Origin of the sequence: Comamonas aquatica (assembly GCF_018064205.1) — a bacterium.
Taxonomy (GTDB): domain Bacteria; phylum Pseudomonadota; class Gammaproteobacteria; order Burkholderiales; family Burkholderiaceae_C; genus Comamonas; species Comamonas aquatica.
The window spans coordinates 1583496-1609574 of record NZ_CP072916.1; the positions used below are offsets into that span (position 1 = coordinate 1583496).

Annotated in this window: 17 protein-coding genes; 8 read left to right on the forward strand and 9 right to left on the reverse strand. The window is 65.0% G+C overall.

Annotated elements, in window-relative coordinates; genetic code table 11:
* Window positions 1-53: 53 nt before the first annotated feature.
* Window positions 54-1031, reverse strand: coding sequence for a Bug family tripartite tricarboxylate transporter substrate binding protein (locus tag KAQ61_RS07530; RefSeq protein ID WP_210931780.1), 978 nt, complete (start codon window positions 1029-1031; stop codon window positions 54-56).
* Window positions 1032-1283: 252 nt separating this feature from the next.
* Window positions 1284-3050: an amidohydrolase gene (locus tag KAQ61_RS07535; RefSeq protein WP_244983019.1), complete on the reverse strand. Its 1767-nt coding sequence runs from the start codon at window positions 3048-3050 to the stop codon at window positions 1284-1286.
* A gap of 515 nt (window positions 3051-3565) precedes the next feature.
* Here KAQ61_RS07535 and KAQ61_RS07540 point away from each other — a divergent pair.
* A complete protein-coding gene (locus tag KAQ61_RS07540; protein WP_154165030.1) occupies window positions 3566-4045 on the forward strand; it encodes a chemotaxis protein CheW in 480 nt (159 codons plus the stop codon).
* Window positions 4046-4059: 14 nt separating this feature from the next.
* A complete protein-coding gene (locus KAQ61_RS07545; protein WP_210931137.1) occupies window positions 4060-5799 on the forward strand; it encodes a methyl-accepting chemotaxis protein in 1740 nt (579 codons plus the stop codon).
* 113 nt (window positions 5800-5912) lie between these two features.
* On the opposite strand, the gene KAQ61_RS07550 is transcribed toward KAQ61_RS07545, so the two are convergent.
* From KAQ61_RS07550 to KAQ61_RS07560, 3 genes are all read right to left on the reverse strand, one after another.
* Window positions 5913-6989, reverse strand: a complete 1077-nt coding sequence (locus KAQ61_RS07550; protein WP_210931139.1) for an alkene reductase — start codon at window positions 6987-6989, stop codon at window positions 5913-5915.
* A gap of 195 nt (window positions 6990-7184) precedes the next feature.
* Complete coding sequence (locus KAQ61_RS07555) at window positions 7185-8375, reverse strand: M20 aminoacylase family protein (protein WP_210931142.1); 1191 nt, start codon at window positions 8373-8375, stop codon at window positions 7185-7187.
* Between the two features lie 28 nt (window positions 8376-8403).
* Complete coding sequence (locus tag KAQ61_RS07560) at window positions 8404-9738, reverse strand: DUF3100 domain-containing protein (RefSeq protein ID WP_210931144.1); 1335 nt, start codon at window positions 9736-9738, stop codon at window positions 8404-8406.
* A gap of 356 nt (window positions 9739-10094) precedes the next feature.
* Here KAQ61_RS07560 and KAQ61_RS07565 point away from each other — a divergent pair, with 356 nt between their 5' ends.
* On the forward strand, window positions 10095-11009 hold the full coding sequence (locus KAQ61_RS07565) for a LysR family transcriptional regulator (protein ID WP_210931146.1): 915 nt from the start codon (window positions 10095-10097) through the stop codon (window positions 11007-11009).
* On the opposite strand, the gene KAQ61_RS07570 is transcribed toward KAQ61_RS07565, so the two are convergent.
* From KAQ61_RS07570 to aceE, 4 genes are all read right to left on the reverse strand, one after another.
* Window positions 10994-11560 carry a hypothetical protein gene (locus tag KAQ61_RS07570; protein WP_210931148.1) on the reverse strand — a complete coding sequence of 189 codons (567 nt, stop codon included), beginning with the start codon at window positions 11558-11560 and terminating at the stop codon, window positions 10994-10996. The genes KAQ61_RS07565 and KAQ61_RS07570 overlap by 16 nt on opposite strands.
* A gap of 130 nt (window positions 11561-11690) precedes the next feature.
* Window positions 11691-13544 (reverse strand): dihydrolipoyl dehydrogenase, encoded by a 1854-nt coding sequence (lpdA, locus tag KAQ61_RS07575; protein ID WP_210931150.1) that lies wholly within the window; start codon window positions 13542-13544, stop codon window positions 11691-11693.
* A gap of 17 nt (window positions 13545-13561) precedes the next feature.
* A complete protein-coding gene (gene aceF, locus KAQ61_RS07580; RefSeq protein WP_210931152.1) occupies window positions 13562-15256 on the reverse strand; it encodes a dihydrolipoyllysine-residue acetyltransferase in 1695 nt (564 codons plus the stop codon).
* A 21-nt stretch (window positions 15257-15277) separates the two neighbouring features.
* Window positions 15278-17995 carry a pyruvate dehydrogenase (acetyl-transferring), homodimeric type gene (aceE, locus tag KAQ61_RS07585; RefSeq protein WP_210931154.1) on the reverse strand — a complete coding sequence of 906 codons (2718 nt, stop codon included), beginning with the start codon at window positions 17993-17995 and terminating at the stop codon, window positions 15278-15280.
* A gap of 313 nt (window positions 17996-18308) precedes the next feature.
* Here aceE and KAQ61_RS07590 point away from each other — a divergent pair, with 313 nt between their 5' ends.
* The 5 genes from KAQ61_RS07590 to KAQ61_RS07610 all read left to right on the forward strand — a co-directional run bounded on the left by KAQ61_RS07590 (window position 18309) and on the right by KAQ61_RS07610 (window position 25851).
* On the forward strand, window positions 18309-20879 hold the full coding sequence (locus KAQ61_RS07590) for a PAS domain S-box protein (protein WP_210931156.1): 2571 nt from the start codon (window positions 18309-18311) through the stop codon (window positions 20877-20879).
* Window positions 20876-21514 carry a response regulator transcription factor gene (locus KAQ61_RS07595; RefSeq protein WP_042418500.1) on the forward strand — a complete coding sequence of 213 codons (639 nt, stop codon included), beginning with the start codon at window positions 20876-20878 and terminating at the stop codon, window positions 21512-21514. Before KAQ61_RS07590 ends, KAQ61_RS07595 begins: the two co-directional genes overlap by 4 nt.
* Window positions 21515-21594: 80 nt before the next feature.
* The gene (gene folD / locus KAQ61_RS07600; RefSeq protein ID WP_210931158.1) at window positions 21595-22455 is read left to right on the forward strand and encodes a bifunctional methylenetetrahydrofolate dehydrogenase/methenyltetrahydrofolate cyclohydrolase FolD; all 861 of its coding nucleotides are present in this window, start codon (window positions 21595-21597) and stop codon (window positions 22453-22455) included.
* A gap of 211 nt (window positions 22456-22666) precedes the next feature.
* Window positions 22667-23800 carry a sensor domain-containing diguanylate cyclase gene (locus tag KAQ61_RS07605; RefSeq protein WP_210931160.1) on the forward strand — a complete coding sequence of 378 codons (1134 nt, stop codon included), beginning with the start codon at window positions 22667-22669 and terminating at the stop codon, window positions 23798-23800.
* Window positions 23801-23805: 5 nt separating this feature from the next.
* On the forward strand, window positions 23806-25851 hold the full coding sequence (locus KAQ61_RS07610) for a M3 family metallopeptidase (RefSeq protein ID WP_210931162.1): 2046 nt from the start codon (window positions 23806-23808) through the stop codon (window positions 25849-25851).
* The last annotated feature ends 228 nt before the right edge of the window (window positions 25852-26079 follow it).

Genomic DNA, 26079 nt, shown 5'->3' on the forward strand with positions numbered 1-26079 from the left:
GGCATGGGCGCAGGCTGCTATCCCTTTCAGCAGCCTGTGGCGAGGCATCCGCCTCAGGTCGGCTGCGGCCCCAGCTTGGCCAGCACCGCCTTTTCCTTGGCCGTGGATTCGATGGCGAACTGGCGATAGGCCTTGCTGTTCATGTAGATGGGCAGCATTTCAAAGCGCTGCAGCATGGCCTGGTAGCTGTCCATCTCCATCGCCTGCTTGAAGGCATCGTGCAGGCGAGTCTGGATCTCAGCGGGCATGCCCTTGGGACCGACGAGGCCAAACGGCGAGTACTGCGTGGTGGGCAGGCCGAGCTCGAGCAGCGTGGGCGTGTTGGGCAGTGTGGGCAGGCGCTTTTCGGTCCAGACGTTCAAGGCCACCATGCGCCCCTGGTCCACATACGGGATCACGGCGCTGGTGTCGGCACCCACCATGACTTCGCCCGCCATGGTGGCGCGCATCAGCTCGGCCGAGCCCTTGTAGGGCACGTGCACCACGTCCAGGCCCAACTGCTGGGCGATGATGGCCGAGGTGATGTGCGGCGAGGTGTAGGTGCCGGTGTTGCCGATAGTCAGCTTGCCGGGATTGGCCTTGGCCCAGGCCACCACATCCTGCCAGCTCTTGAGGCCGGACTGCGTGCTGGCGACCATGCAGAAGGCGTAGCCGGTCACGTTCAGGATGTAGCTCAGGTCGTCCACCGGGTTCCATTTCAGGCCGGTGGTGAACGGCAGGCGCATCACGCTCATGGGCAGCTGGGCGATGATGTAGCCGTCGGCCGGCGTGGACTGCAGTTGCGACGCAGGCAGTGAGCCCGCTGCACCGGGGCGGTTTTCCACGATGACGGGCTGGCCCAGGATCTTGGAGGCGTTTTCCGCCAGCTGGCGCATGGTCAGGTCGGTGGGGCCGCCTGCGGGGAAGGCCACCACCAGTTTGATGGCGCGGGTCGGAAAGGATTTGCCGGACTGGGCCAGTGCGGGCGCACCGGCCATCCAGGCGCCCGCCACGGCGGACACCCCTGCCTGCAGGCAGGTTCTGCGCGAAATGCTCATTGTCTTTGTCTCCCTGTTGTTCATATGGCGACAATGAGTGTAGAAGTCCCTCCTGCACACCCATCCCCAGGGAAACCCTTGCGCGCCGGGAAGACCGGCATAAAAACTGGATCTAGCGCTCATACAGCAAGCGCAAAGCGCTCACATTTCAGCGCATTAACCCCAGCCGTTGCAGGTCTGTCGAAACGATCGGGCACGCCGCCGCCCTACCCGATGCACTGTGCCACGCCGAGTGGTGCGGCACACTCACGGCGCCTGGTACACCACCACCCCTTCCTTGATGGTCTGCAGCACCTGGAGCTGGCTCAGCTGGCTGGGCGGCAGGGTCAGGGGGTTGCCCGACAGCACGGCGAAGTCCGCCAGCTTGCCCAGCTCGATCGAGCCCTTGTGGTCCTCTTCAAAGTGCTGGTAGGCGGCCCACAAGGTCATGGCCTGCAGCGCCACCCAGGGTGTCACGCGGTGCTCCGGCCCCAGCACCTGGCCTGTGCGCGTGCGACGATTGACGGTGGCATCCAGCACGCGGATGGACGACGGCAGTACCACCGGGGCATCGTGGTGCGTGGTGAAGCGCAGGCCCTGGGCCAGCACCCAGCCGGTGGGCGAGATGTTCTGCGCGCGCGGGTCACCCAGCACCTCGCTGCGGTGCCAGTCCCCCCAGTAGTAGGTGTGCATGGGAAACAGCGAGGGAAAGATGCCCACCCGGCGCAGCGCAGCCACCTGGTCGTGGCGCAAGGTCTGGCCATGGATCAGCACCGGGCGCCGGTCGCGCATCGGCGGGGCCCCGTCGTAGCGTGCCCGCGCCGCCTGCACGGCCAGGATCATTTGGTCGATGGCCGCGTCGCCGTTCGCATGCACCAGGATCTGCCAGTTGTGGGCAAAGGCCTTCTCCATCTGCGCCGTGGCCTGGGCGTCGCTCATCACCCCGTAGCCGGCGTAGCTGCGCGGCTGGCCGGCCGGTGGCTGCACATAGGGCTGGGTCAGCCAGGCGGTCTTGCCCTGGGGCGAGCCATCGAGCGTCAGCTTCACCCCGCCAATCCGGAAGTGCTGGCGGTAGCTGCGGCTGTAATACGGCCCCTGCATGAAGCGGCCCTCGCCCAGGGTGAGGATGTCCGGGTAGGAAACCACGTCGACCTTGAACTTGCCCTGCTGGGCCGCCGCCACGGCCGTGGCCACGCCCCCCGGGTCGGCCCGGCCGTCCTGCACGGTGGTGTAGCCGAACTGCAGGTACAGCGCCTGGGATTTTTCCAGCCAGCGGATGGCCTGGGCCTCGCTCAGCGCGGGCATCAGGTGCTGCAGTGCGCCAAAGTAGGCGTTTTCTTCCAGCACGCCATCGGGCTCGCGCGAGCCCGGACGCCGGCGGATGATGCCGCCCTGCGGATCAGGCGTGTCGGCCGTGATGCGCGCGCGCTCCAGGGCCTTGCTGTTGAGCGCGGCAAAGTGCCCGGACTGGTGGATGGCCACAATCGGCACGCGGGTCGACACGGCATCCAGCTCGTCGCGCGTGGGGTGCCGGTGCTCCGCCAGTTGAGAATCGTCATAGCCAAAGCCAAATGCCATCTGCAACTCGCGCGCATCGGGCGAGGTGGCGATGTACTGGCGCAGCGTGTCCTGCAACTGGGCAATGCCGGTGTTGGGCCCATCCGGCGGCGGCAGCAGGTTGGCAGCAATCGCCTGCAGCCCCACCCCGCCCAGGTGGCTGTGCGGATCCACAAAGCCGGGGATCAGGGTGCGCCCCTGCAAGTCCACCACCTGCGTGGCGGCGCCCTGCCAGCGGGCCACCTCGTCACGGCGCCCCAGCGCCACGATCCGGCCCGCGTGCACAGCCACGGCTTCCACCTGAGGCTGGGCATCGTTCATGGTCAGGATGGGACCGCCCCAATACAGCAGCTGCGCCCCTCCGGGTGGAATGGCAACGCGGGGCGCTCCCAGCGTGCTGCACCCTGTGAGGCCCAAGGCCCCCAGGCCGGTGGTCGCCGCCAAGGCGGCGGCAAACTGTCTGCGCAACATGGCCATCGTGTACTCTCTGCTATGCAGGTTGGTGGTGTGAACGGCTGGCAATCGCCAAGCCCACAGCCGAGCAGCCTGGGCTGGCCGCAGGCGACAGGCGCGCCGTAAATCCCAGCGCAGACCTCGGCAGCCCTGGCCCTGCTGCGCTGGCACTGAAAACAGCGCCACGTTGTCACGGCTAGCACAGGGCTTCAGCGGCAAGGCTTGTATCTTTTATTGCCGGACTGTAAAAAAGGGTTAAATCAAGCCCAGGGGGAAGCTCCCTAAAATTGCAGTGATGGCACACTTCGGCACACGCAGGAGTCACACAGCCCCCGGTTAGGCCCCTGCCTCTGCAGTCGCCATATCGGTCGGAGGCCGGTTCGGGATTGCGGCGAACAATCGTTGTGATTGCGGATTCGGCACGGTCGTCACAACGCCCGTTGCTGTAGTTTCTGATGGGCTATGCCGTATTGCCATAAGCGCCAGCCTTCCCAGGAAGCCTGGCGCTTTGGTTTATCCCAAACAGAAATCACACACTTATGAGACAGCACGCTGGAGAATATCTGAGCTTTCAGCTCGGTGGTGAGCAATACGGCATCGATATCCTGAAAGTCCAGGAAATCCGTGGCTATGAAGCGCCGACCCGCATCGCCAATGCCCCATCCTTCATCCTGGGGGTTCTGAATCTCCGCGGCGTCATCGTGCCGATCTGGGATATGCGCATCAAGCTGCGCATGGATCGCGCGGACTACGACAGCCACACCGTGACCATCGTGTTGAATGTGGGCGAGCGCGTCATCGGTCTGGTCGTTGACGCGGTGCAGGATGTGGTGGCCCTGAAGGCCGAAGACATCAAGCCCGCGCCCGAATTCAGCAGCACCCTGGCCTCCCAGCATTTGATCGGCATTGCCACGCTGGAGCAAGCCGAAGCGGCGCGCATGCTGATCCTGATGGACATCGAGCAATTCATTGCCGGTGCGGACACCGGTGAATTGGCCAGCGCCACCCAGACCGTTTAAAAAACACCATAACAATGAAAAACACCAAAATATCCCACAAGCTGAATATCGGCTTTGCGCTGATCATTCTGATTTTCTTTGTGACGGCGGGCATTACCACCTGGCGCATGGAGAAAGTGACGCAGGCCACGGCGCGCATGGAGCGCTCGGCCGAACTGCTCAAGATCGCCAGCGCCTGGCAAGGCGACGTGCGGCAGAACTCCGCCCGCTCGCTGGCCGTGGCCTATGCCGATGGCAATGCCATGCTGGATTTCTTCAAGGAATCCATGGCCGCCACCTCGCGTTCCACCGATGAAAAGCAAAAGGCCTTCCTGGAAAAGGCGCTGGATCCAGAGTCGCAAAAGCGCGCCCAGAACGTCGGTGAAGTGCGCAAGGTCTGGCTCAGCACGCGCAACGACATCAACCAGATGAAGCTGAGCGCGGACAGCCAGACCGTACAGAATTTCGTCCAACAGAAGTTCATCCCCACGACCACAGCCTACATCCAGGCCACGCAGGAGCTGGTCGACGGCGAAGCCCAGCAGGTGGCCGCGGCAGAGACCGAAGTCAACGCCATGTTCGCCCAGCTGTACACCCTCGGCGCCATCCTGATGGTGCTGACCGTGGCCATCGCCACCTTCATCAGCTGGCGCCTGTCGCGCGGCATCGCCGCCGGTGTGGAGCAGGCCCGCGCCGTGGCCCAGCGCATCGGCGCCGGGGACCTGAGCCAGGACGTGCAAATCCACAGCGGCGACGAAATCGGCCAGTTGCTGACCGCCCTGCGTGACATGCAGAGCAATCTGGCTCAAGTGGTGCGCAGTGTGCGCCACGGTTCGGACAACGTCGCCACGGCCAGCTCCGAGATTGCCCAGGGCAACCAGGACCTGTCCGCACGCACCGAAAGCCAGGCCTCGGCGCTGGAAGAAACCTCGGCGTCGATGGAAGAGCTGGGCTCCACCGTCAAGCAGAACGCCGACAACGCGCGCCAGGCCAACCAGCTGGCGCAAAACGCCTCCAACGTGGCGGTGCAAGGCGGTCAGGTCGTGGCCCAGGTGGTGGACACCATGAAGGGCATCAGCGAATCCAGCGCCAAGATTGCCGACATCATCAGCGTGATCGATGGCATCGCTTTCCAGACCAACATCCTGGCGCTGAACGCCGCGGTCGAGGCTGCCCGCGCCGGCGAACAGGGCCGCGGCTTTGCCGTGGTCGCGGCCGAGGTGCGCAGCCTGGCCGGCCGTTCGGCAGAAGCCGCCAAGGAAATCAAGGCCCTGATCACGGCCAGCGTGCAGCGTGTCGATCAAGGCACCAGCCTGGTCGACCAGGCCGGCGCCACCATGAACGAGGTGGTGCAGAGCATCCGCCGCGTCACGGACATCATGGGCGAGATCAGCGCGGCCAGCTCCGAGCAGAGCGCCGGCGTTGCCCAGGTCGGCGAAGCCGTGACGCAGATGGACCAGGCCACGCAGCAGAACGCGGCCCTGGTCGAAGAGATGTCGGCCGCCGCCACCAGCCTGCACGGCCAGGCCCAGGAACTGGTCCAGGCCGTCGCCGTGTTCAAGCTGGGGCACGCCGCCAGCGTGGCACAGCCGGCCGTGGTCCGCACTGCCGCCGCCCCGGTGCGCCCCACCCTGGCGCCCACACCGGCCCCACGCCCGACCGCGCAGCTGGCCGCCAAACCCGCCAGTGCCAAGCTGCCGGCCGCCGCACCCGCCCCCAGCAAGCCGGCGGCTGCACCTGCCGCCGACACCAGCGACGAGTGGGAAAGCTTTTAAGCGCCACGCAGATTAGAAGCCAAATCAGGATCCAGCCTTTGCACAGCAAGCGCTGACAGCTATCAAAAAAGCCAGTCATCGGACTGGCTTTTTTGCATGCGGCGGGACCCGACTCAGGCGGCGGCCGTTTCCGCGTCCAGCGCGGGGTAGTCGTTGTAGCCGGTGGCGTCGGCACTGTAGATGGTGCTGGCGTTCAGCGGATTCAGCGGCGCGCCCTGGGCGAAGCGGGCCGGCAGATCGGGGTTGGCGATGAACACGCGGCCAAAGGCCACGGCATCGGCCGCACCGCGGGCCAGCAGGGCTTCGGCGTCCTGCTGGCTCATGCCGTCGTTGGCAATGTAGGTGCCGCTGTAGATCTTGCGCAGGTGCTGGCCGATGGGCAGCACGCCGTCTTTAAGCTCTTCGCGCGAGAAGATAAAGCCCAGCTTGCGCGCTTCGATCTGCTGCGCCACATAGCTGAACAGCGCCACGGGGTCGCTGTCGCGCATGCTGTGGACGTTGCTCATGGGGTTCAGGTGCACGCCGATGCGCTCGGCCGGCCATTCCTGGGCCAGCGCGTCCAGCACTTCCAGCAGGAAGCGCGCACGGTTTTCGATGCTGCCGCCATACTGGTCGGTGCGCTGGTTGCTGCCATCGTGCAGGAACTGGTCGAACAGGTAGCCATTGGCGGCGTGCACTTCGATGAAGTCAAAACCGGCCGCCTTGGCGTTGCGGGCGGCCTGCACAAAGTCCTGGACGATGCCGGCGATCTCGGCGGTTTCCAGCGCGCGTGGCACAGTGTAGTCGCGCTTGGGGCGCAGCACGGCCACCTGGCCTTCGGTGGCGATGGCGCTGGGGGCCACGGGCAGTTGGCCATCCAGCAGCTCGGGGTCAGAGATACGGCCCACGTGCCACAGCTGCACGGCAATGTGGCCACCGGCGGCATGCACGGCCTCGGTCACGCGCTTCCAGCCGGCCACCTGCTCGTCCGACCAAATGCCGGGGGTGTTGGGGTAGCCCACGCCCTGGGGGCTGACCGAGGTGGCCTCGGTCAGGATCAAGCCGGCGCCCGCGCGCTGGCGGTAGTGCGTGACCTGCAGGTCACCCGGCGCACGGCCCTGGAAGGCGCGCATGCGGGTCAGCGGGGCCATCACCACGCGGTTGGGCAGGGTCACGGAACCGATCTTGAAGGGTTTTTGAAGTTGGGTCATGGAGGAAGGCTCGTCGATCAAACAAAGGGCTGCCCCACGCCGTGCGGGGGCAGTTTGTGCCATCTAGGGGCAATCCCGAGTATTTCAAGCTGGTTTTTTGTCGCTGGCCTGGCACCTGCGCGACAGCCGGCCCCAAAAAAACCGGGCGCAGGCCCGGTTCTCACAAGTGGCAGTGCGGCCTGGGGCCAGCGCTGGTCAGGCAGCCGCCGGCAGGCGGCCGTCGCGCAGCAGCGCCTGCACCAGTTGCACAAAGTACTGCACGCCCAGCGGCAGCACGCGGTCGTTGAAGTCGTACTTGGGGTTGTGCAGCGAGGCGCTGTCCTCGCCATTGCCCATCCAGATGTACACCCCGGGGCAGGCCTGGGCCATGAAGGAGAAGTCCTCCGAGGCCATGCTGGGCTTCAGGTCGCGGCGCACCTGCTCGGCGCCCAGCACGCCGGCCAGCACCTCGGCACAGACTTCCGCATGCACCGGGTGGTTGATGGTGGCGGGGTAGCTGACGCGGTAGTCCAGGTCGGCCTGCAGGCCATGCAGGGTGCAGGTGGCCGCAATCGCATCGCGAAAGCGCTGCTCGATGCGGGCGCGCTGCGCCATGTCGAAGCAGCGCACGGTGCCGCGCAGCTGGATGACTTCGGGCATGACGTTGTAGGTGTCGCCAGCGTGGAAGCTGGTGATGCTCAGCACGGCGGGCTTGTGCACTTCCTGCTCGCGCGCGATCAGTGCGGGCAGTTGGGTGACTAGCTGGCAGGCCGCCAGCAGCGCGTCCTTGCCCAGGTGCGGCATGGCGGCGTGGCAGCCCTGGCCGGTCAACGTCAGGTCAAAGATGTCAAAGGCTGCCATCACGGCCTCGCTGTGCACCGCTGCCGTGCCCACGGGTAGGCCCGGCCAGTTGTGCAGGCTGTAGACGGCCTGCATCGGGAAGCGCTGGAACAGCCCATCCTCGATCATGGCGCGCGCACCGCCTTCGTTTTCCTCGGCGGGCTGGAAGATGAAATGCACCGTGCCGGCAAAGTCGGGCTGGCTGGCCAGGGCCTGGGCCGCCCCCAGCAGCATGGTGGTGTGGCCATCGTGGCCGCAGGCGTGCATGCGGCCCTCGTGCTGCGACTTGTGCGCGCAGGTGTTCAGCTCGTGCACATGCAGCGCGTCCATGTCGGCGCGCAGGCCAATGCTGGGGCCGTCACCGCGGCGGCCTCGCAGCACAGCGACGATGCCGGTGCCGGCCAGGCCGGTGTGCACCTCCAGCCCCCAACCTTGCAGCAGTTCGGTCACGCGGGCACTGGTGCGGTGCTCCTGGAACGCGGTTTCGGGGTGGCGGTGGAAGTCGTGCCGCCAAGCCTGCAGGCTGTCCTGCGTGGGCCAGTTCACGCTGTCATTCGGGTTGCTCATCGTTCAGGCTTTCTTGGAAGGAACGGGATCACAGACTGCCCACGAAGAACTGGGCAATCGCGGCCGCAGCCAGGAACACGCCGGCATTCGCCATCAGCGAGACCACGACGATGCGCCAGCCCAGGCGGCGGAAAGCCGGGATGTCCTTGGCCAAGGACAGACCGGCAAAGGTCAGCATGGTGGTGATCATGGCAAAGAAGTTGACCTTGCCGGTCAGCGCCGCCACTTCGGCCGCATACGGCGTGCTGGGGAAGGTCATGGCCATGGCCACGAAGGAGATCCAGCACACGGCAGGCAGCTTGCGCTGCGTGGCCAGATAGACCAGGTCGCCCACCAGCACCACGCCGATGATGATGGCCACGCCAGGCAACGCGTCCAGCATGGGCACGCCGTGGCCGATGCGGTTGGCCACCAGCACGGTGGCGCCGCCCATCACCCACGACAGCAGGCGCATGCCCAGGTTCAGCACGGGGGTGTGCACCACTTCGCTCGGCTGCGCCACGCTGCCATCGTCAATCGAGACGGCCTTGCGGTTGCGGCCCAGCAGCGGCTCCAGCCAGCGGTAGGCGCGCACGGCCAGCGGCAGCGAGATGAACAGCGTCAGGTAGGTGCCCAAGGTGGTAGCGATCAGGTTGGCCGCCGCCGCGTAGGTGGCGATCTGGTCGGCCATCTCGGGGTGCTGCGCCGCCACGGCGCCCACGGCAGCGGCGGTCATCGAGCCCGAACCCACGCCCGCGCCCATGGCCAGGGCGTAGGGGTGAAAGATGTTCAGGCTGGTCACAAAACCGGCCAGGATGGAGATGAAGATGGCGCCGATCAGGGTGCCGGTGATGTATTCGGCCAGCACACCGCGGCCTTCGGGGGAGTTCATGCCGAAGCGCTCACCCACGATCGCCAGGCCGGGTTCACGGCCGATGGAGAAGGTGGCGCCAATCGCTTCGCGCTTGATGCCCAGCAGCAGCGCCACGGGCATGCCCAGCAAAATGCAGCCCACCAGGTTACCCAGCTCCTGCAGCGCCAGCGCCCAGCCCACCTTGCTCAGTTGCGGCAGCGAGCCGCCCACCAGCAGGCCCAGCTTGGCGATGAACAGGAACAGCGCACACGAGAGCACGGCCGCGGCAAAGTGCTGACCGCGCAGGTCCAGCTTGGCCGGTGCAGGCAGGCGCTTGGACAGCAGGCCCAGCACCAGGCCAATCAGCAACGCCCAGATCATGGGCAGCAGCACCACCTTGCCAATGCCCAGCTCGATGGGCAGCGGGCCCAGCCATTCGGACAAGGCTGCAATCACCAGTGCCAGCGCAAACACCTGCACCACCACCCCCCAGTTCATCGGCGACTTGCCGGGCTGAACGTCTGTACGCATCGGATTCCTTTTCCCGCCACCGCCACACCGCGGCCACGTGCTTGATATGAATGTGGAATGTCCGCCGCCAACACGCCCCGCCGCAGGCCGTCGGGCCTGTACCGGGCACGGGCTGCTGTACCACCGGGGCCGGCGGCATGGCAACGACACGTTCAGGGAGGAATTGGCAACGCTTGGCACAGCCCGCCACGGCAGCGCCTAACGCTGCGGGTCCGCTCATGCCAAGGTCGGAAAATATATCCGCGTGTTTATTGCGTTTGTTTTTGTTTTCTGTTCTAAAAAACAGAACGCTCGCCTTACCATGCCGGCCTGCGCTGCGCTGTTGTCCCTCTCACCCTGCCCCACCCTGGCCTGCCATGCACACATTTCACGATTCCCGTGCCCGTTATTTGTATGAGGCCGTGAGCAATGGTTCCGTGCGCGCCGCGGCGGAAAAACTGGGCATCGTGCCCTCGGCCGTCAGCCGCCAGATCAGCCTGCTGGAAGAAGAGATGGGTGTGGCCCTGGTCGAGCGCCACCGCACCGGCGTGGTGCCCACCCAGGCCGGGCAGCTGATTCTGGACTATTACCGCCAGCACCAGTCCCACCAGCACGACATGCTGGCCAAGGTGGACGCCGTGCGCGGCCTGCGCAGCGGCACGGTCAGCATCGTCAGCGGCGAAGGTTTCGCCCAGGAGCTGATCGATGGCCCGATCCGCCAGTTCCGCCAGCACTACCCGGATGTCTCGATCGCGCTCGACATCTACGGCACCAACGAGATCATGCGCCGCGTGCGCGAGGATGCCGCAGAAATCGGCTTGGTCTATTACGCCCCCGCGGACAGCCACATCGCCTCGCGCGGCTCGGCCCGCCAGCCGATGCACGCCATTGTCGCCCCCGGCCACCCGCTCAGCCGAGCACCGCACACCTCGCTGCAGGAGCTGTCGCAGTGGCCGGTGGCCCTGCTGCAGGGCGTCTACGGCATCCGCCAGCTGGTTGAATTTGCCGAGCATGCGGAAAAAATCCGCCTGTCCCCGGCCCTCACCAGCAACCTGATCAGCGTGCTGCTGGGCTTTGTGACCACCGGCCAGGGCGTGACCCTGCTGCCCAAGTGCTCGGTCACCACCGAGCTGGTCCAGGGCCGGGTGCTGGCCGTGCCCATCCACAACCCTGCCCTGCTCAGCGCCGAGGTCCAGCTCATCACCCGGGCGGGCCGCCAGCTCTCCCCCGCGGCCAACCGCTTTTTGCAGTACTGCATGCAGGGCATGCAGGCGTTTCAGGAAGCTGCCTGATCGCGCGGCGCACCGCGCCGGCCAGCGCCACCGTGCAGGCTGCCGCCCTTGACATAGACCACGGGCTGGCTGTCCATGCTGCGCAGCAGCCGCGTCAGGCTGTCTTCCACAGTGTTCACTGGCACAGCGGCCCCGGCATCGGCCAGACGGCACACCAGGTCGCCCTCGTTCCAGCTATCGGCGCCGCGGTAATTGCGCGCACGCAGCCAGCCGGGCTTGTCCGCCAGCAACTGGGTCTGCTGCAGCGCCTCGCTGCCCGTCAACCAGCGCAGCGCCTGGCGGGCCTCGGTGCCTGAGGTCACGACGCAATCGACCGCAGCAGGCAGCACCGCCCCCACGGCGCGGCCCTCGGGCGGCAGCCACAGCGTCAGCATGCGCGGGTCAGGCAGCAGGCCCTGCACATCCTCCAGGCCGACCAGGCGCACCCGCTGGCGCTGCCAGGGCTGGCCGGGGCAGCGCAACGCCATGTCCGGCAGGGCCACCGGCATGGCCCAGCATCCCGACAGCTGCAAGAGCTGGCCGGCCGCCTGGGCGCGCAGAAAATGCAGCAACTCCCAACTCTGTGCCACCGTCGACCTGCAGATCAGCAAGATGAAGCCAAATCTGGCCAGCATCCACACCAATAAAAAAGGCAACCCGAAGGTTGCCTTTTTAAGGTCAGCACCTTCTACAAGGTGCGCTTCACTTACGTGCCGGTGGCACATCCGTGCACGACCCGTGCGCCACTTCCGCCGCCATGCCGATGCTTTCGCCCAGCGTGGGGTGCGGGTGGATGGTCTTGCCGATGTCCACGGTGTCGGCGCCCATTTCGATGGCCAGGGCGATTTCACCAATCATGTCGCCCGCATGCGTGCCGACGATGCCGCCGCCCAGGATGCGGCCATGGCCGTGCGCCTCGGGGCTGTCGTCGAACAGCAGCTTGGTGAAGCCTTCGTCGCGGCCATTGGCGATGGCGCGGCCGGAGGCGGCCCAGGGGAACAGGCCCTTCTTGACCTTGATGCCTTGGGCCTTGGCCTGGTCTTCGGTCAGACCCACCCACGCCACTTCGGGGTCGGTGTAGGCGACGGACGGGATCACGCGGGCGTTGAAGGCGGCCGCGGCCAGTTCCTTGTTGCCCTGCAGTTCACCGGCGATGACTTCGGCGGCCACATGCGCTTCGTGCACGGCCTTGTGCGCCAGCATGGGCTGGCCCACGATGTCGCCAATGGCAAAGATGTGCGGCACGTTGGTCCGCATCTGGATGTCCACGTCGATGAAGCCACGGTCAGTCACTGCTACACCCGCCTTGTCGGCGCTGATCTTCTTGCCATTGGGCGTGCGGCCCACGGCTTGCAGGACCAGGTCGTAGGTTTGGGGTTCGGGCACGGTAACGCCGTCCTTGGCGGGGGCGAACGTGACCTTGATGCCTTCGGGCGTGGCTTCGGCACCCACGGTCTTGGTGTTGACCATGATGTTGTCGAAGCGGTGCGCGTTCATCTTCTGCCAGACCTTGACCAGGTCGCGGTCCGCGCCCTGCATCAGGCCGTCCATCATTTCCACCACGTCCAGGCGGGCGCCCAGGGTGCTGTAGACGGTCCCCATTTCCAGGCCGATGATGCCGCCGCCCAGGATCAGCATGCGCTTGGGCACGCCCTTGAGGTCCAGCGCGCCGGTGGAGTCCACCACGCGCTCGTCCCGGGGCATGAAGGGCAGGTGCACGGCCTGCGAGCCCGCGGCGATGATGGCCTTCTTGAACTGGACGACCTTCTTGGTGCCGGTCTTGTCCTGGCCCTGGCCGGTGGTTTCTTCCACTTCCAGGTGGTGGGCGCCGACAAAGCTGCCGTAGCCGCGCACGATGGTGACCTTGCGCATCTTGGCCATCTGGCCCAGGCCGCCGGTCAGCTTGCCGATGACCTTTTCCTTGTGGCCGCGCAGCTGGTCGACGTTCACCTGGGGCGCACCGAACTGGATGCCAGCCACTTCGAGGTGCTTGACCTCATCCATGACGGCAGCCACGTGCAGCAGCGCCTTGGAGGGGATGCAGCCCACGTTCAGGCACACGCCGCCCAGGGTGGCGTAGCGCTCGACCAACACGACCTTGAGGCCCAGATCGGCGGCGCGGAAGGCGGCGGAGTAGCCGCCGGGGCCACCGCCCAGCACCAGCACGTCGCAGTCCAAGTCGACCGTGCCGCCAAAGCTGGCGGCGGCCGGTGCGGCCACGGCCGCAGGCGCTGCAGAAGCTGTAGCTGCTGGCGCAGGTGCAGTCTGGGCTGGAGCCGGATTGGGAGCAGCAGCTGCAGGGGCAGCCGCAGCGCCCTCTGCCGCTTCCAGGGCGATGATGATGGAGCCTTCGGCGACCTTGTCGCCGATCTTGACCTTCACCTCTTTGACCACGCCGGCGTGGCTGGAGGGGATTTCCATGGAGGCCTTGTCGGACTCCACGGTGATCAGGGACTGGTCCACGGTGACGCTGTCACCGGGCTGCACCAGCAGTTCGATCACGCCGACTTCGGCGAAATCGCCAATGTCGGGCACTTTGATGTCGATGATTGCCATGTGTGTCAGCCCCTTGGTTACAGCAGGATGCGGCGGTAGTCCGCCAGCACGGCGCCCAGGTAGGCGTTGAAGCGTGCGGCCGCAGCGCCGTCGATGACGCGATGGTCGTACGACAGGCTCAAGGGCAGCATCAGGCGCGGCTGGAAGGCCTTGCCGTCCCACACGGGCTGGATGCTGGACTTGGACAGGCCCAGGATGGCCACTTCCGGCGCGTTGACGATGGGGGTGAAGTCGGTGCCGCCGATGCCGCCCAGGGACGAGATCGAGAAGCAGCCACCCTGCATGTCGGCCGCGCCCAGCTTGCCGTCGCGGGCCTTCTTGGCCAGCTCACCCATTTCCTGGCTGATCTGCATGATGCCCTTCTTGTCGGCATCCTTGAGCACGGGCACCACCAAGCCATTGGGCGTGTCCGCCGCAAAGCCGATGTTGAAGTACTGCTTGTAGACCAAGGTGTCGCCGTCCAGGCTGGTGTTGAACTCGGGGAACTTCTTCAGCGCAGCGACCACGGCCTTGATGACGAAGGCCAGCATGGTGACCTTGACGTCGCTCTTGGCCTTGGCCTGCTCGGCGTTGGTGGAGACGCGGAAGGCCTCCAGGTCGGTGATGTCGGCCAGGTCGTTGTTGGTGACGTGGGGGATCATCACCCAGTTGCGGTGCAGGTTGGCGCCCGAGATTTTCTTGATGCGCGACAGGTCCTTGCGCTCCACGGGGCCGAACTTGGCGAAGTCCACCTTGGGCCAGGCCAGCACTTCCAGGCCGCCGACGTTGCCGCCGGAGGACTTGGGCGCTGCGGCCTGCTGGGCCAGGGTCTGCACCGCGCCGGCCATGACGGACTTGGTGAAGCCCATCACGTCTTCCTGCGTGATGCGGCCCTTCTGGCCGGAACCCTTGACTTCCGCCAGGGGCACGCCCAGCTCGCGCGCAAACTTGCGCACGGAGGGCGAGGCATGGGGCAGCGCGCCCGTGGGGGCCACGGTGGGGTTGTGGGCCGGTGCGGCCACAGCTGCTACCGCAGCAGGAGCAGCGGGCGCAGGCGCAGCAACGGCGGGGGCCGCATTTTGTGCTGCAACCGGTGCGGCTGCGGCAGGTGCTGCCACGGCGGCGGGGGCTGCACCCTGCACGCTCATGGCGCCGACCACGTCGCCGACGTTGACCTTGTCGCCGATCTTCAGCGTCAGGGCGGTGATGGTGCCAGCGGCGGGCGATGGGATTTCCATCGAGGCCTTGTCCGACTCCACGGTGAACAGCGACTGCTCGGCCGTGACGGTGTCGCCCACCTTGACCAGCAGCTCAATGACGGCCACGTCCTTGAAGTCACCGATGTCGGGGATGGCGATGTTCACGCTGCTGGGTGCTGCAGCAGGTGTAGCAGCCTGCGCAGGCGCAGCGGGCGCTGGCGCCACATTTGTTGCCGCAACGGGCACGGCAGCAGCCGGTGCAGGTGCCGCCGCCGCAGCGGGGGCCGAGGCCACATCGGCGGTTTCGATCACGGCGATCACGGCGCCCTGCGCCACCTTGTCGCCCAGCTTGACCTTGAGCTCCTTGAGCACGCCGGCGTGGCTGGAAGGGATCTCCATGGACGCCTTGTCGGATTCGACGGTGATCAGCGATTGCTCAACCTTGATGGTGTCGCCCACGTTGACCAGCACCTCGATCACGCCGACGCTGTCGAAGTCACCGATGTCCGGGACCTTGATTTCTGTCAATGCCATGTGTGTGTCTCCGGTGCTCGATTAGGCGTACAGGGGGTTGATCTTGTCGGCTTGGATGCCGTACTTGGCAATGGCTTCGGCCACCTTGGTGACGGGCAGCTTGCCCTCTTCCGCCAGCGACTTGAGCGCGGCCACGACGATGTAGTGGCGGTCGATCTCGAAGTGCTCGCGCAGCTTGCGGCGGAAGTCGGAACGGCCGAAACCGTCGGTGCCCAGCACCTTGTAGGTGCGGCCCTTGGGCATGAAGGGGCGGATCTGCTCGGCGTAGGCCTTCATGTAGTCGGTCGATGCAATCACCGGACCTTGCGAGGTCTGCAGCTGCTGCGTCACGAACGGCACCTTGGCGGTTTCCAGCGGGTGCAGCATGTTGTGGCGCTCGGCGTCCTGGCCGTCGCGGGTCAGTTCGTTGAACGATGGGCAGCTCCACACGTCGGCGGCAATGCCCCAGTCCTTTTCCAGCAGCTCTTGCGCAAAGAAGGATTCGCGCAGGATGGTGCCCGAGCCCAGCAGTTGCACACGCTGGCCGGATTGCGGCACCTTCTGGCCGGGCTTGACCAGGTACATGCCCTTGATGATCTGCGCTTCCGTGCCTTCGGCCAGACCGGGCATGGGGTAGTTCTCGTTCAGCAAGGTGATGTAGTAGAAGACGTTTTCCTGGTTCTGCACCATGCGGCGCAGGCCGTCCTGCATGATCACGGCCACTTCGTGGGCGAAGGTGGGGTCGTAGGAGATGCAGTTGGGGATGGTGTTGGCCAGGATGTGGCTGTGACCGTCTTCGTGCTGCAGGCCTTCGCCGTTCAGCGTGGTGCGGCCCGAAGTGCCGCCCAGCAGGAAGCCGCGCGCCTGCATGTCACCCGCGGCCCAGGCCAGGTCGCCAATGCGCTGGAAGCCGAACATGGAGTAGTACACGTAAAACGGGATCATGATGCGGTTGGACGTGCTGTAGCTCGTCGCGGCCGCAATCCAGCTGCTCATGCCGCCGGCTTCATTGATGCCTTCCTGCAGGATCTGGCCGGCCTTGTCCTCGCGGTAGTACATCACCTGGTCCTTGTCGACCGGGGTGTACTGCTGACCGTGGGGGTTGTAGATGCCGACCTGGCGGAACAGGCCTTCCATACCGAAGGTACGGGCCTCGTCAACCAGGATGGGCACCACGCGGGGGCCGATGTTCTTGTCGCGCAGCAGCTGCGTCAGGAAACGCACATAGGCCTGGGTGGTGGAGATTTCACGGCCTTCGGGCGTGGGCTCCAGGATGGCCTTGAAGGTGTCCAGCGACGGGGCGGTGAAAGCTTCGTCGGCCTTCACGCGGCGGTGTGGCAGGTAGCCGCCCAGGGCCTTGCGACGCTCGTGCAGGTACTTCATTTCCGGCGTGTCGTCGGCCGGCTTGTAGAAGGGGATGTCCGCGATCTGGCTGTCGGGGATCGGGATGTTGAAGCGGTCGCGGAAGGCCTTGATGTCCTCGTCGCTCAGCTTCTTGGTCTGGTGCACGGTGTTCTTGCCTTCACCGATCTTGCCCATGCCAAAGCCCTTGACGGTCTTGACCAGCAGCACGGTGGGCTGGCCCTTGGTGTTGTTGGCGGCGTGGAAGGCAGCGTAGACCTTCTGCGCGTCGTGGCCACCACGGCGCAGGTTCCAGATCTCGTCGTCGGACATGTGCTCGACCATCTTCAGCGCGCGGGGATCGCGGCCGAAGAAGTGCTTGCGCACGTAGGCGCCGTCGTTGGCCTTGAACGACTGGTAGTCCCCGTCGTTGCACTCCATCATGATCTTCTTGAGGACGCCGTCCTTGTCCTTGGCCAGCAGCTCGTCCCAGCCACGGCCCCACAGCAGCTTGATCACATTCCAGCCGGAGCCACGGAATTCGCCTTCCAGCTCCTGGATGATCTTGCCGTTGCCGCGCACCGGGCCGTCCAGGCGTTGCAGGTTGCAGTTGATGACGAAGATCAGGTTGTCGAGGTTCTCGCGCGCGGCCAGGGAGATGGCGCCCAGCGATTCGACTTCGTCCATTTCACCGTCGCCGCAGAACACCCAGACCTTGCGGTTTTCGGTGTTGGCGATGCCACGGGCGTGCAGGTACTTCAGGAAGCGCGCCTGGTAGATGGCCATCAGCGGGCCCAGGCCCATGGACACCGTGGGGAACTGCCAGAACTCGGGCATCAGCTTGGGGTGGGGGTAGCTGGACAGGCCCTTGCCGTCGACTTCTTGGCGGAAGTTCAGCAGTTGCTCTTCGGAGATGCGGCCTTCCAGGTAGGCGCGGGCGTAGATGCCGGGCGAGACGTGGCCCTGGATGTACAGGCAGTCGCCACCGTGGTTTTCGCTCTCGGCGTGCCAGAAGTGGTTGAAGCCGGCCGCAAACATGTTGGCCAGCGAGGCGAAGGAACCGATGTGGCCGCCCAGGTCGCCGCCTTCCGGTGGGTGGTGGCGGTTGGCCTTGACCACCATGGCCATGGCGTTCCAGCGCATGTAGGCGCGCAGGCGGCCTTCGATCTCCAAGTTGCCGGGGCAACGGGCTTCCTGGCTGGTTTCGATGGTGTTGACGTAGCCGGTGTTGGCCGAGAACGGCAGGTCCACGCTGTTCTGGCGGGCGTGTTCCAGCACTTCTTCAATCAGTTGGTGCGCATATTCGGCACCTTCGCGGTCGATGACGGCGCTCAGCGCCTCCATCCATTCGCGGGATTCCTGGGGATCCAGGCTGGGCTTGGCGTTGGCGCCGGCCTGAGGGTCGGTCTGAGCGGTCATATGTGTCTCCTGTTCAAGAGGCTGCAGGGGGTGGTCGGGAATTGCATCCATCGAACGCGCTTGTCTGCGGCCACAGTTGAAGCGGTGTGTGCCGAGCCTTCAGCTTAGCGGAAGCCCACACCGTGCCTGCGAAACAAATACGCCCAATTTGGCGACCTTTCGGCGCGCAGTTTCGCACATTTTTTCCATTTTTCAAATGATGCACACAACTCTCATATTATGAAAAATTGCTGCAACTGCACATTAAAAACAAGACGTTGCCATCGTCACGGGGATGACCCGCGCCGCCAGGGAATCCCCCTACACTGCACACATGGTTTCCCCTGAACAAAAGTCCCCGGCCCCGGTTGCCTCCCCCGCCTTCACCAGTGCCGATCCCACGCAATGGTGGCGCATGTGGTGGCGCAGCCTCTCGCCGACCCGCCAGGACCGCTTGGCCGCACTGGCGCCGCTGGTGTCAGTGGCACTGTTCATGGCAGCAATCATTGCGGCTTTCTGGTATTTGCGCGCAGAGGAAGTCGATCGCGGCGAGCAAGCCCTCAAGCGCGATGTGGAATATGCCCAGCAGCGCATGCGCCTGCGCCTGCTGGAACGCCAGGAACAGGTGATGCGCATTGCGCGCGACCTCAGCTACGGCGACATTGGCACGGTGGAGTTTGGTAACCGCGCCGAAGTGCTGGTCACCCAGTACCCCGAACTGCAGGTGCTGACCTGGGTGGACCGTGACGGCCGCATCATCACCAGCTATGCCGCGCCCACCGTGCCACGCGAGCAACTGCGCATGCCGGCAGAGCGCCTGGGCAAGGACAGCGCGGGCGAGAGCTTCCAGCAGGTCAAGGACAGCTACCAGTCGGTCTACCACCAGCCGGTGGTGGTGCCCGGCCAGAACCCACCGCTGCTGCAGTTCCATGCCCCGGTCATGGGCACCAGCAGCTTTGGCGGCACGGTGATGGCCGAGTATTCGGTCGACAGCCTGATGCGCTATGCCACGCCCAGTGAGTTGCTGGCCCGCTACGCCATCACCATGACCGACGCCCAGGGTGTGCTGATTGCTGGCACGCCGCTCAAGCGCCCGCACACCGCCGAGCACTGGTACCAGATCGCCAAGCCCGAGGCCAGTGAATACCAGATCCCCATCTCCCCGGTAGGCAACTCGCTGCAGATCAAGGGGCAGGCCTACAGCACCTCCTTGAGCATGGTGGGCAACGGCATGTTCTGGCTGGTGGCCTCGCTGAGCATGATGACCGCCTGGCTGCTGCTGGGCACCTGGCGCCACACCCGCAAGCGCCTGCGCGCCCAGGAAGCCCTGGTGGCGGAAACCAATTTCCGCCGCGCCATGGAAAACTCGCTGCTGACCGGCATGCGCGCGCTGGACATGCAAGGCCGCATCACCTACGTGAATGCCGCCTTCTGCCAGATGACCGGCTGGAGCGAAAGCGAACTGGTGGGTCAGACACCGCCCTATTCCTACTGGGCTGAAAGCGACTACGACTACCTGCACAGCAAGCTCAACGACGAGCTCAGCGGCAAGACCCTGCAAGGGGGCTTCCAGGTGCGCGTGCGGCGCAAGAACGGCAGCATGTTCGATGCGCGGCTGTACATCTCGCCACTGATCGATGCCCGCGGACAGCAGACGGGCTGGATGTCGTCCATGACCGACATCACCGAGTCCAAGCGCATCCGCGACCAGCTTGCAGCCTCCCACGACCGTTTCACCATTGTGCTGGAAGCGCTGGACGCTTCTGTTTCTGTAGCACCACTGGGCAGTGCCGAGCTGCTGTTCGCCAACAAGCTGTACCGGCAGTGGTTTGGCTCACAGACCACGGGCCACCTGCAGCTGGTGCAGCAGGCCGGCCTGCCGGCCGAGCGCAGCGAAACCGTGGACGACGAAGACGGACTGATGGGCTTTCCCACCGATCCGATCACCAGCGCCTCCAGCAACAACGCCGAAATCTATGTGGCCGAACTGGGCAAATGGCTGGAAGTGCGTTCGCGCTACCTCAGCTGGGTCGACGGCCGCCTGGCCCAGATGGTGATTGCCACCGACATCACCCAGCGCCGTATGGCGGAGGAACAGGCCGCGCGCCAGGCCGAACAGGCCCAGAGTGCCAGCCGCCTGATCACCATGGGCGAGATGGCGTCCAGCGTGGCCCACGAGCTGAACCAGCCCCTGACTGCCATCAGCAACTACAGCAGCGGCATGCTGACGCGCCTGGCCAACGGCACGCTGACCGAAGAGCAGATGAAGTTTGCGCTGGAGAAGACCGCCCACCAGGCCCAGCGCGCCGGGCAGATCATCCAGCGCATCCGCTCCTTCGTGAAGCGCAGCGAACCCAATCGCACCATGGCCCAGGTGGAGTCCATCGTCGACGAGGCGCTGGAGCTGGCGAACATCGAAATGCGCCGGCGCAACGTGCGACTGAGCCATTTTGTGGCGGCCCGCATACCGCCTGTGCTGGCAGACACGATTTTGATTGAGCAAGTGCTGATCAATCTGATAAAAAATGCGGGCGAGTCCATTGACCAGGCACAGCGCACCACGGCGCAACGGCTGGTGGAATTGCGGGTCGTCCCCAAAGAGGTAGAAGGTCAGTTGGGAGTGGAATTCTCCGTCCAGGACTCCGGCAAGGGCCTGGCACCCGAGGTCCAGGAGCGTTTGTTCGAAGCCTTCTTCTCCACCAAGAACGAAGGCATGGGCATTGGTCTGAATCTGTGTCGCTCGATTGTGGAGTCTCACGATGGCCGTATGGCTGCGGAGAACCTCTACAATGGTTCCGAGGTGGTTGGCTGCCGGTTTTCCTTCTGGATTCCGCTGGCCACGCCCCAGGAAAAGGGAGACAACCTTTCTACGGTTATTAATCCAAATACAAGGAATCCTGCATGAGTTTGACACCCAAAAAAGGAACGGTTTACGTCGTGGATGATGACGAGGCCGTGCGCGACTCGCTCCAGTGGTTGCTGGAAGGCAAAGACTATCGTGTGCGCTGCTTCGACTCGGCCGAATCCTTTCTCGCACGCTACGACCCCCGCGAAGTCGCCTGCCTGATCGCCGACATCCGCATGGGCGGCATGACCGGCCTGGAGCTGCAGGACAAGCTGCTGGAACGCAAGTCTCCCCTGCCCATCGTCTTCATCACCGGCCACGGCGACGTGCCGATGGCCGTGAACACCATGAAGAAGGGTGCCCTGGACTTCATCCAGAAGCCCTTCAACGAGGATGACCTGCTGAGCGTGGTCGAACGCATGCTGGACCATGCCCGCGAAGCCTTTGCCGGCCACCAGCAGGCCGCCAGCCGCGAGGCCCTGCTGTCCAAGCTGACCGGGCGCGAATCCCAGGTGCTGGAACGCATCGTTGCCGGCCGCCTGAACAAGCAGATCGCCGACGACCTGGGCATCAGCATCAAGACCGTGGAAGCCCACCGCGCCAACATCATGGAAAAGCTGGGTGCCAACACGGTAGCCGACCTGCTCAAGATTGCTTTGGGCTCTAGCGCTGCAGGCGGCAAAGTCCCGGCATAAACTTCAGGGGTTTCCCTAAAACTGCCAGCCACTTGGAAACAGGTCGCTGGCAGTATTTTTATTTCTGACGCAGATACACCATGACAGCCCAAATCATCGACGGCAAAGCCCTCTCCGCCCAATTGCGCACCGAAGTTGCCCAGCGCGCCGCCACCCTGACCGCCCAGGGCACCAAGCCCGGTCTGGCCGTGGTACTGGTGGGTGACAACCAGGCTTCGCAGGTGTATGTGCGCAACAAGGTCAAGGCCTGCGAAGACGTGGGCTTCCACTCTGTGCTCGAGAAGTACGACGCCTCGATGACCGAAGCCGAATTGCTGGCCCGCGTGGACGCGCTGAACAACGACCCCAGCATCCACGGCATCCTGGTGCAACTGCCCCTGCCCAAGCACATCGACGACCACAAGGTCATCGAAGCCATCTCGCCCCTGAAGGACGTGGACGGCTTCCACGTGGCCAGCGCCGGCGCGCTGATGGTGGGTGAGGTCGGCTTCAAGGCCTGCACGCCCTACGGCTGCATGAAAATGCTGGAATCCATCGGCATGAAGGACCTGCGCGGCAAGCACGCCGTGGTGATCGGCCGCTCCAACATCGTGGGCAAGCCCATGGCCATGATGCTGCTGGCCGCCAACGCCACCGTCACCATCACCCACAGCGGCACGGCCGACCTGGCCGCCATGACCCGCCAGGCCGACATCGTGGTGGCGGCTGTGGGCAAGGTCAACGTGTTGACTGCCGACATGATCAAGCCCGGCGCCGTGTTGATTGACGTGGGCATGAACCGCAATGCCGAAGGCAAGCTGTGCGGCGACGTGGACTATGACGGCTGCAAGGATGTGGCAGGCTACATCACCCCCGTGCCCGGCGGCGTGGGCCCCATGACCATCACCATGCTGCTGGTCAACACCATGGAAGCGGCCGAGCGCACCGCGGCAGCCCGCTAAAGCGCCTGCCGGTCCGCGGCCAGGACTGCGGGCCGGCACAATCGCACTCTGCATTTCATAGCTACCTGCGCGCTCTGCGCAGGCGCTAGCTGCCTATTTGACACAGATGCATGCCCCCCAGTGGTTGTTCCCAGGGCCACAGGCAGTCGCGTTTTGTATACACAACGCTCTGTTACAGTGGTTCAGCGAATACCGCCACAGAGGAGCAAGCATGCAGCCAGACTCCATCGCACCCACCGCGGGCGTCCACTGGATCGTCCGGATGAACTGGAAAAACCGGTCGATCTGCTTCGTCCTGCTGGCGCTGACCGTGGCCTCGCACATGGCAGACCGGCAACCCGGCCCCATCGCCTGGCTGCTGCTGGTGCTGCAGTTCGTGGTGTACCCGCAGGTGCTCTACCTGCTGACCCGGCGCCTGCCCCAGCAGCGCCAGCGTCAGGTCGAAGTGCGCAACATGCTGCTCGATGGCCTGGGCTTCGGACTGTGGTGCAGCTTTCTGGGCCTGCCGCTGTGGATCACCTTCACCATGTACATCGGCGTCAGCATGAACCTGCTGGTGTTCGAAAGCTTTCGCGGCTGGGTCCAGGCCACGCTGTGCATGGCGCTTGGCATCGCGGTGATGCACGGGCTGCGTCCCACCCCCTGGCAGGCCGACACCAGCTTGCTGACCACGGGCCTGAGCATGTTCACGCTCGGCCTGTACATCCTGGCCTTCGCCTACGACGCCTACCTGCGCGCCACGTCCTTGCACCGCCACCGCGCCCAGCTGCGCCAGCAGCTCGAAGCCAACCACCGACTGCAGGCCCAGCTGACGGAGCTGGCCCTTCGCGATCCGCTGACCGGGCTGTACAACCGCCGCCACCTTGACGAAACCATGCAGCTGCAGCTGCAGCGCTGCGCCGTGATGGGCTCGGGCGCGGCCGTGCTGCTGCTGGACATCGACCATTTCAAGCAGATCAACGACCGCCACGGTCATGCCGTGGGCGACCAGTTGCTGCAGACCCTGGCCCAGCTGTTGCTGCGCAATTGCCGGGCGGGTGATACGGCCTGCCGCTATGGCGGCGATGAGTTCCTGCTGCTGCTCACCGAAGTCACGCCGGACGCCGCGCTGGCGCGGGCCCAGCAATTGCGCCAAGACTTCGCCGTGCAGCAGTTGCGGGTCGAGGACCCATCCCTGTCGACCACCCTGTCCTGCGGGCTGGCGCTGTTCCCCGCCCATGGCACCGAACCCGCGCGGCTGATCCAGCGCGCGGACCAGGCGCTGTACCAAGCCAAATTACACGGACGCAACGCCGTGGTCGTGTTCGAACACGACCTTGAAACCTGTACGGATGGCGCAAAATAGCAGGCATGACCAATGCTTTGCTTGAAACTGCCAGCCTGCCTCTGTTCGACCGCATCACCCCGCCGGACGTCGCTCCCGCCATCGAGGCCTTGATGGCACGTGCCAGCGCGGCCCTGGAAACGGTGACGGCCCCCGATTTCCCGGCCGACTGGAATGCCATCGCCCAGGAACTGGATGTCGCCACCGAGAAGCTGGGCATGGCCTGGAGCGCGGTCAGCCACCTGTCCAGCGTGGCCGACAGCCCCGAATTGCGCGCCGCCTACAACGAGGTGCTGCCCAAGATCACCGAGTTCTGGACCAATCTGGGAGCCGACGAGCGCCTGTACGCCAAGTACAAGGCCATCGACGTGAACCGCCTCACTGCAGAGCAGAAAAAGGCCCACGCCAATGCCCTGCGCGGCTTCGTGCTGTCGGGTGCCGAACTGCAGGGCGCGGCACGCGAGCGCTTTGCCAAGATCCAGGAGCGCGCCGCCGAGCTGGCGCAGAAATTCAGCGAAAACACCCTGGATGCCACTGACACCTGGGCTTACTACGCCACCGAAGCCGAGCTGGACGGTGTGCCTGCCGACGTGGTCCAGGCTGCCCGCGCCGCCGCCCAGGCCGAGGGCAAGGATGGCTACAAGCTCACGCTGAAGATGCCTTGCTACCTGCCGGTCATGCAGTTTGCGCACAGCAGCGCCTTGCGCGAGAAGCTCTACCGCGCCTACGTCACGCGCGCTTCCGACCAAGCCGAAGGCGACGCCGTGCAATACGACAACGCCCCCCTGATCAAGGAAATCCTGGCCCTGCGCCTGGAAGAGGCCCAATTGCTGGGCTACGCCAACTTCGCCGAAGTCTCGCTGGTCCCCAAGATGGCCCAGTCACCCCAGCAGGTCATCGGCTTCCTGCGCGACCTGGCGCAGCGTGCGCGCCCCTACGCCGAAAAGGACGTGGCCGACCTGCGCGCATTTGCCGCCAAGGAACTGGGACTGAGCGATCCCCAGCCCTGGGACTGGACCTACATCGCCGAAAAACTCAAGGAAGCGCGTTACGCCTTCAGCGAGCAGGAAGTGAAACAGTACTTCACGGCCCCCAAGGTGCTGGATGGCTTGTTCAAGATCATTGAGACCCTGTTCGATGTGAAGATCAGCCGTGACACAGCCGCCGTCTGGCACCCCGCCGTGCAGTTCTACCGCCTGGAGCGCAAGGGCCAGACCGTGGGCCAGTTCTACCTGGACCAGCCCGCACGCAAGGGCAAGCGCGGCGGCGCCTGGATGGACGATGTGCGCAGCCGCTGGCTGCGCCCCGACACCGGTCTGTTGCAAACACCGGTGGCCCACATGGTCTGCAACTTCGCCGACGGTGTGGATGGCAAGCCCGCGCTGCTGACGCACGATGACGTGATCACCCTGTTCCACGAATCTGGCCACGCCCTGCACCACATGCTGACCCAGGTGAACGAAAAGGACGTGTCCGGCATCAACGGCGTGGAATGGGATGCGGTGGAGCTGCCCAGCCAGTTCATGGAAAACTTCTGCTGGGAATGGGATGTGCTGCGCCACATGACTGCCCATGTGGAGACCGGTGAGCCCCTGCCGCGCGCCCTGTACGACAAGATGATCGCCGCCAAGAACTTCCAGGCGGGCATGGGGACGCTGCGCCAGGTCGAGTTTGCGCTGTTCGACATGCTGCTGCATACCGAGCACCAGCCCGACGCCGACTACAACGCCCTGCTGCAACAGGTGCGCGCTGAAGTGGCCGTGCTGCCCACGACCGCCTACAACCGTTCCACTAACACTTTCAGCCACATTTTTGCCGGTGGCTATGCGGCAGGTTATTACAGCTACAAGTGGGCCGAGGTGCTGAGCGCCGACGCCTATGCGGCCTTCGAAGAAACCCAGGGCTCCGACGGCAGCACCAGCCAGACCACGGCGCAGAAGTACCTGCACAACATTCTGGAAATGGGCGGCAGCCGCAGCGCCATGGACAACTTCAAAGCCTTCCGCGGCCGCGAACCCCAGCTGGACGCCTTGCTGCGCCACCAAGGCATGGCAGAGCCTGTGGCGGCCTGAAGCGCCCGCGAGGACCACACGCACAAGGGAGGCAGCAGCCTCCTTTTTTCATCGCAGCATCTGTCGCACAGGGCTGTGGCTTGCAGGCAGCCGCATCCCCCGCTGCTTTTCAAGCCCTAATCCCGCAGATGGCTGGGACACCAAGACGCCAGTCACTCCGTACCGATTCCTTTGCCTGCGGTGACAGTGTTTGCGGGCAGCACATCCCCAACTAGGACGAGACCGCAC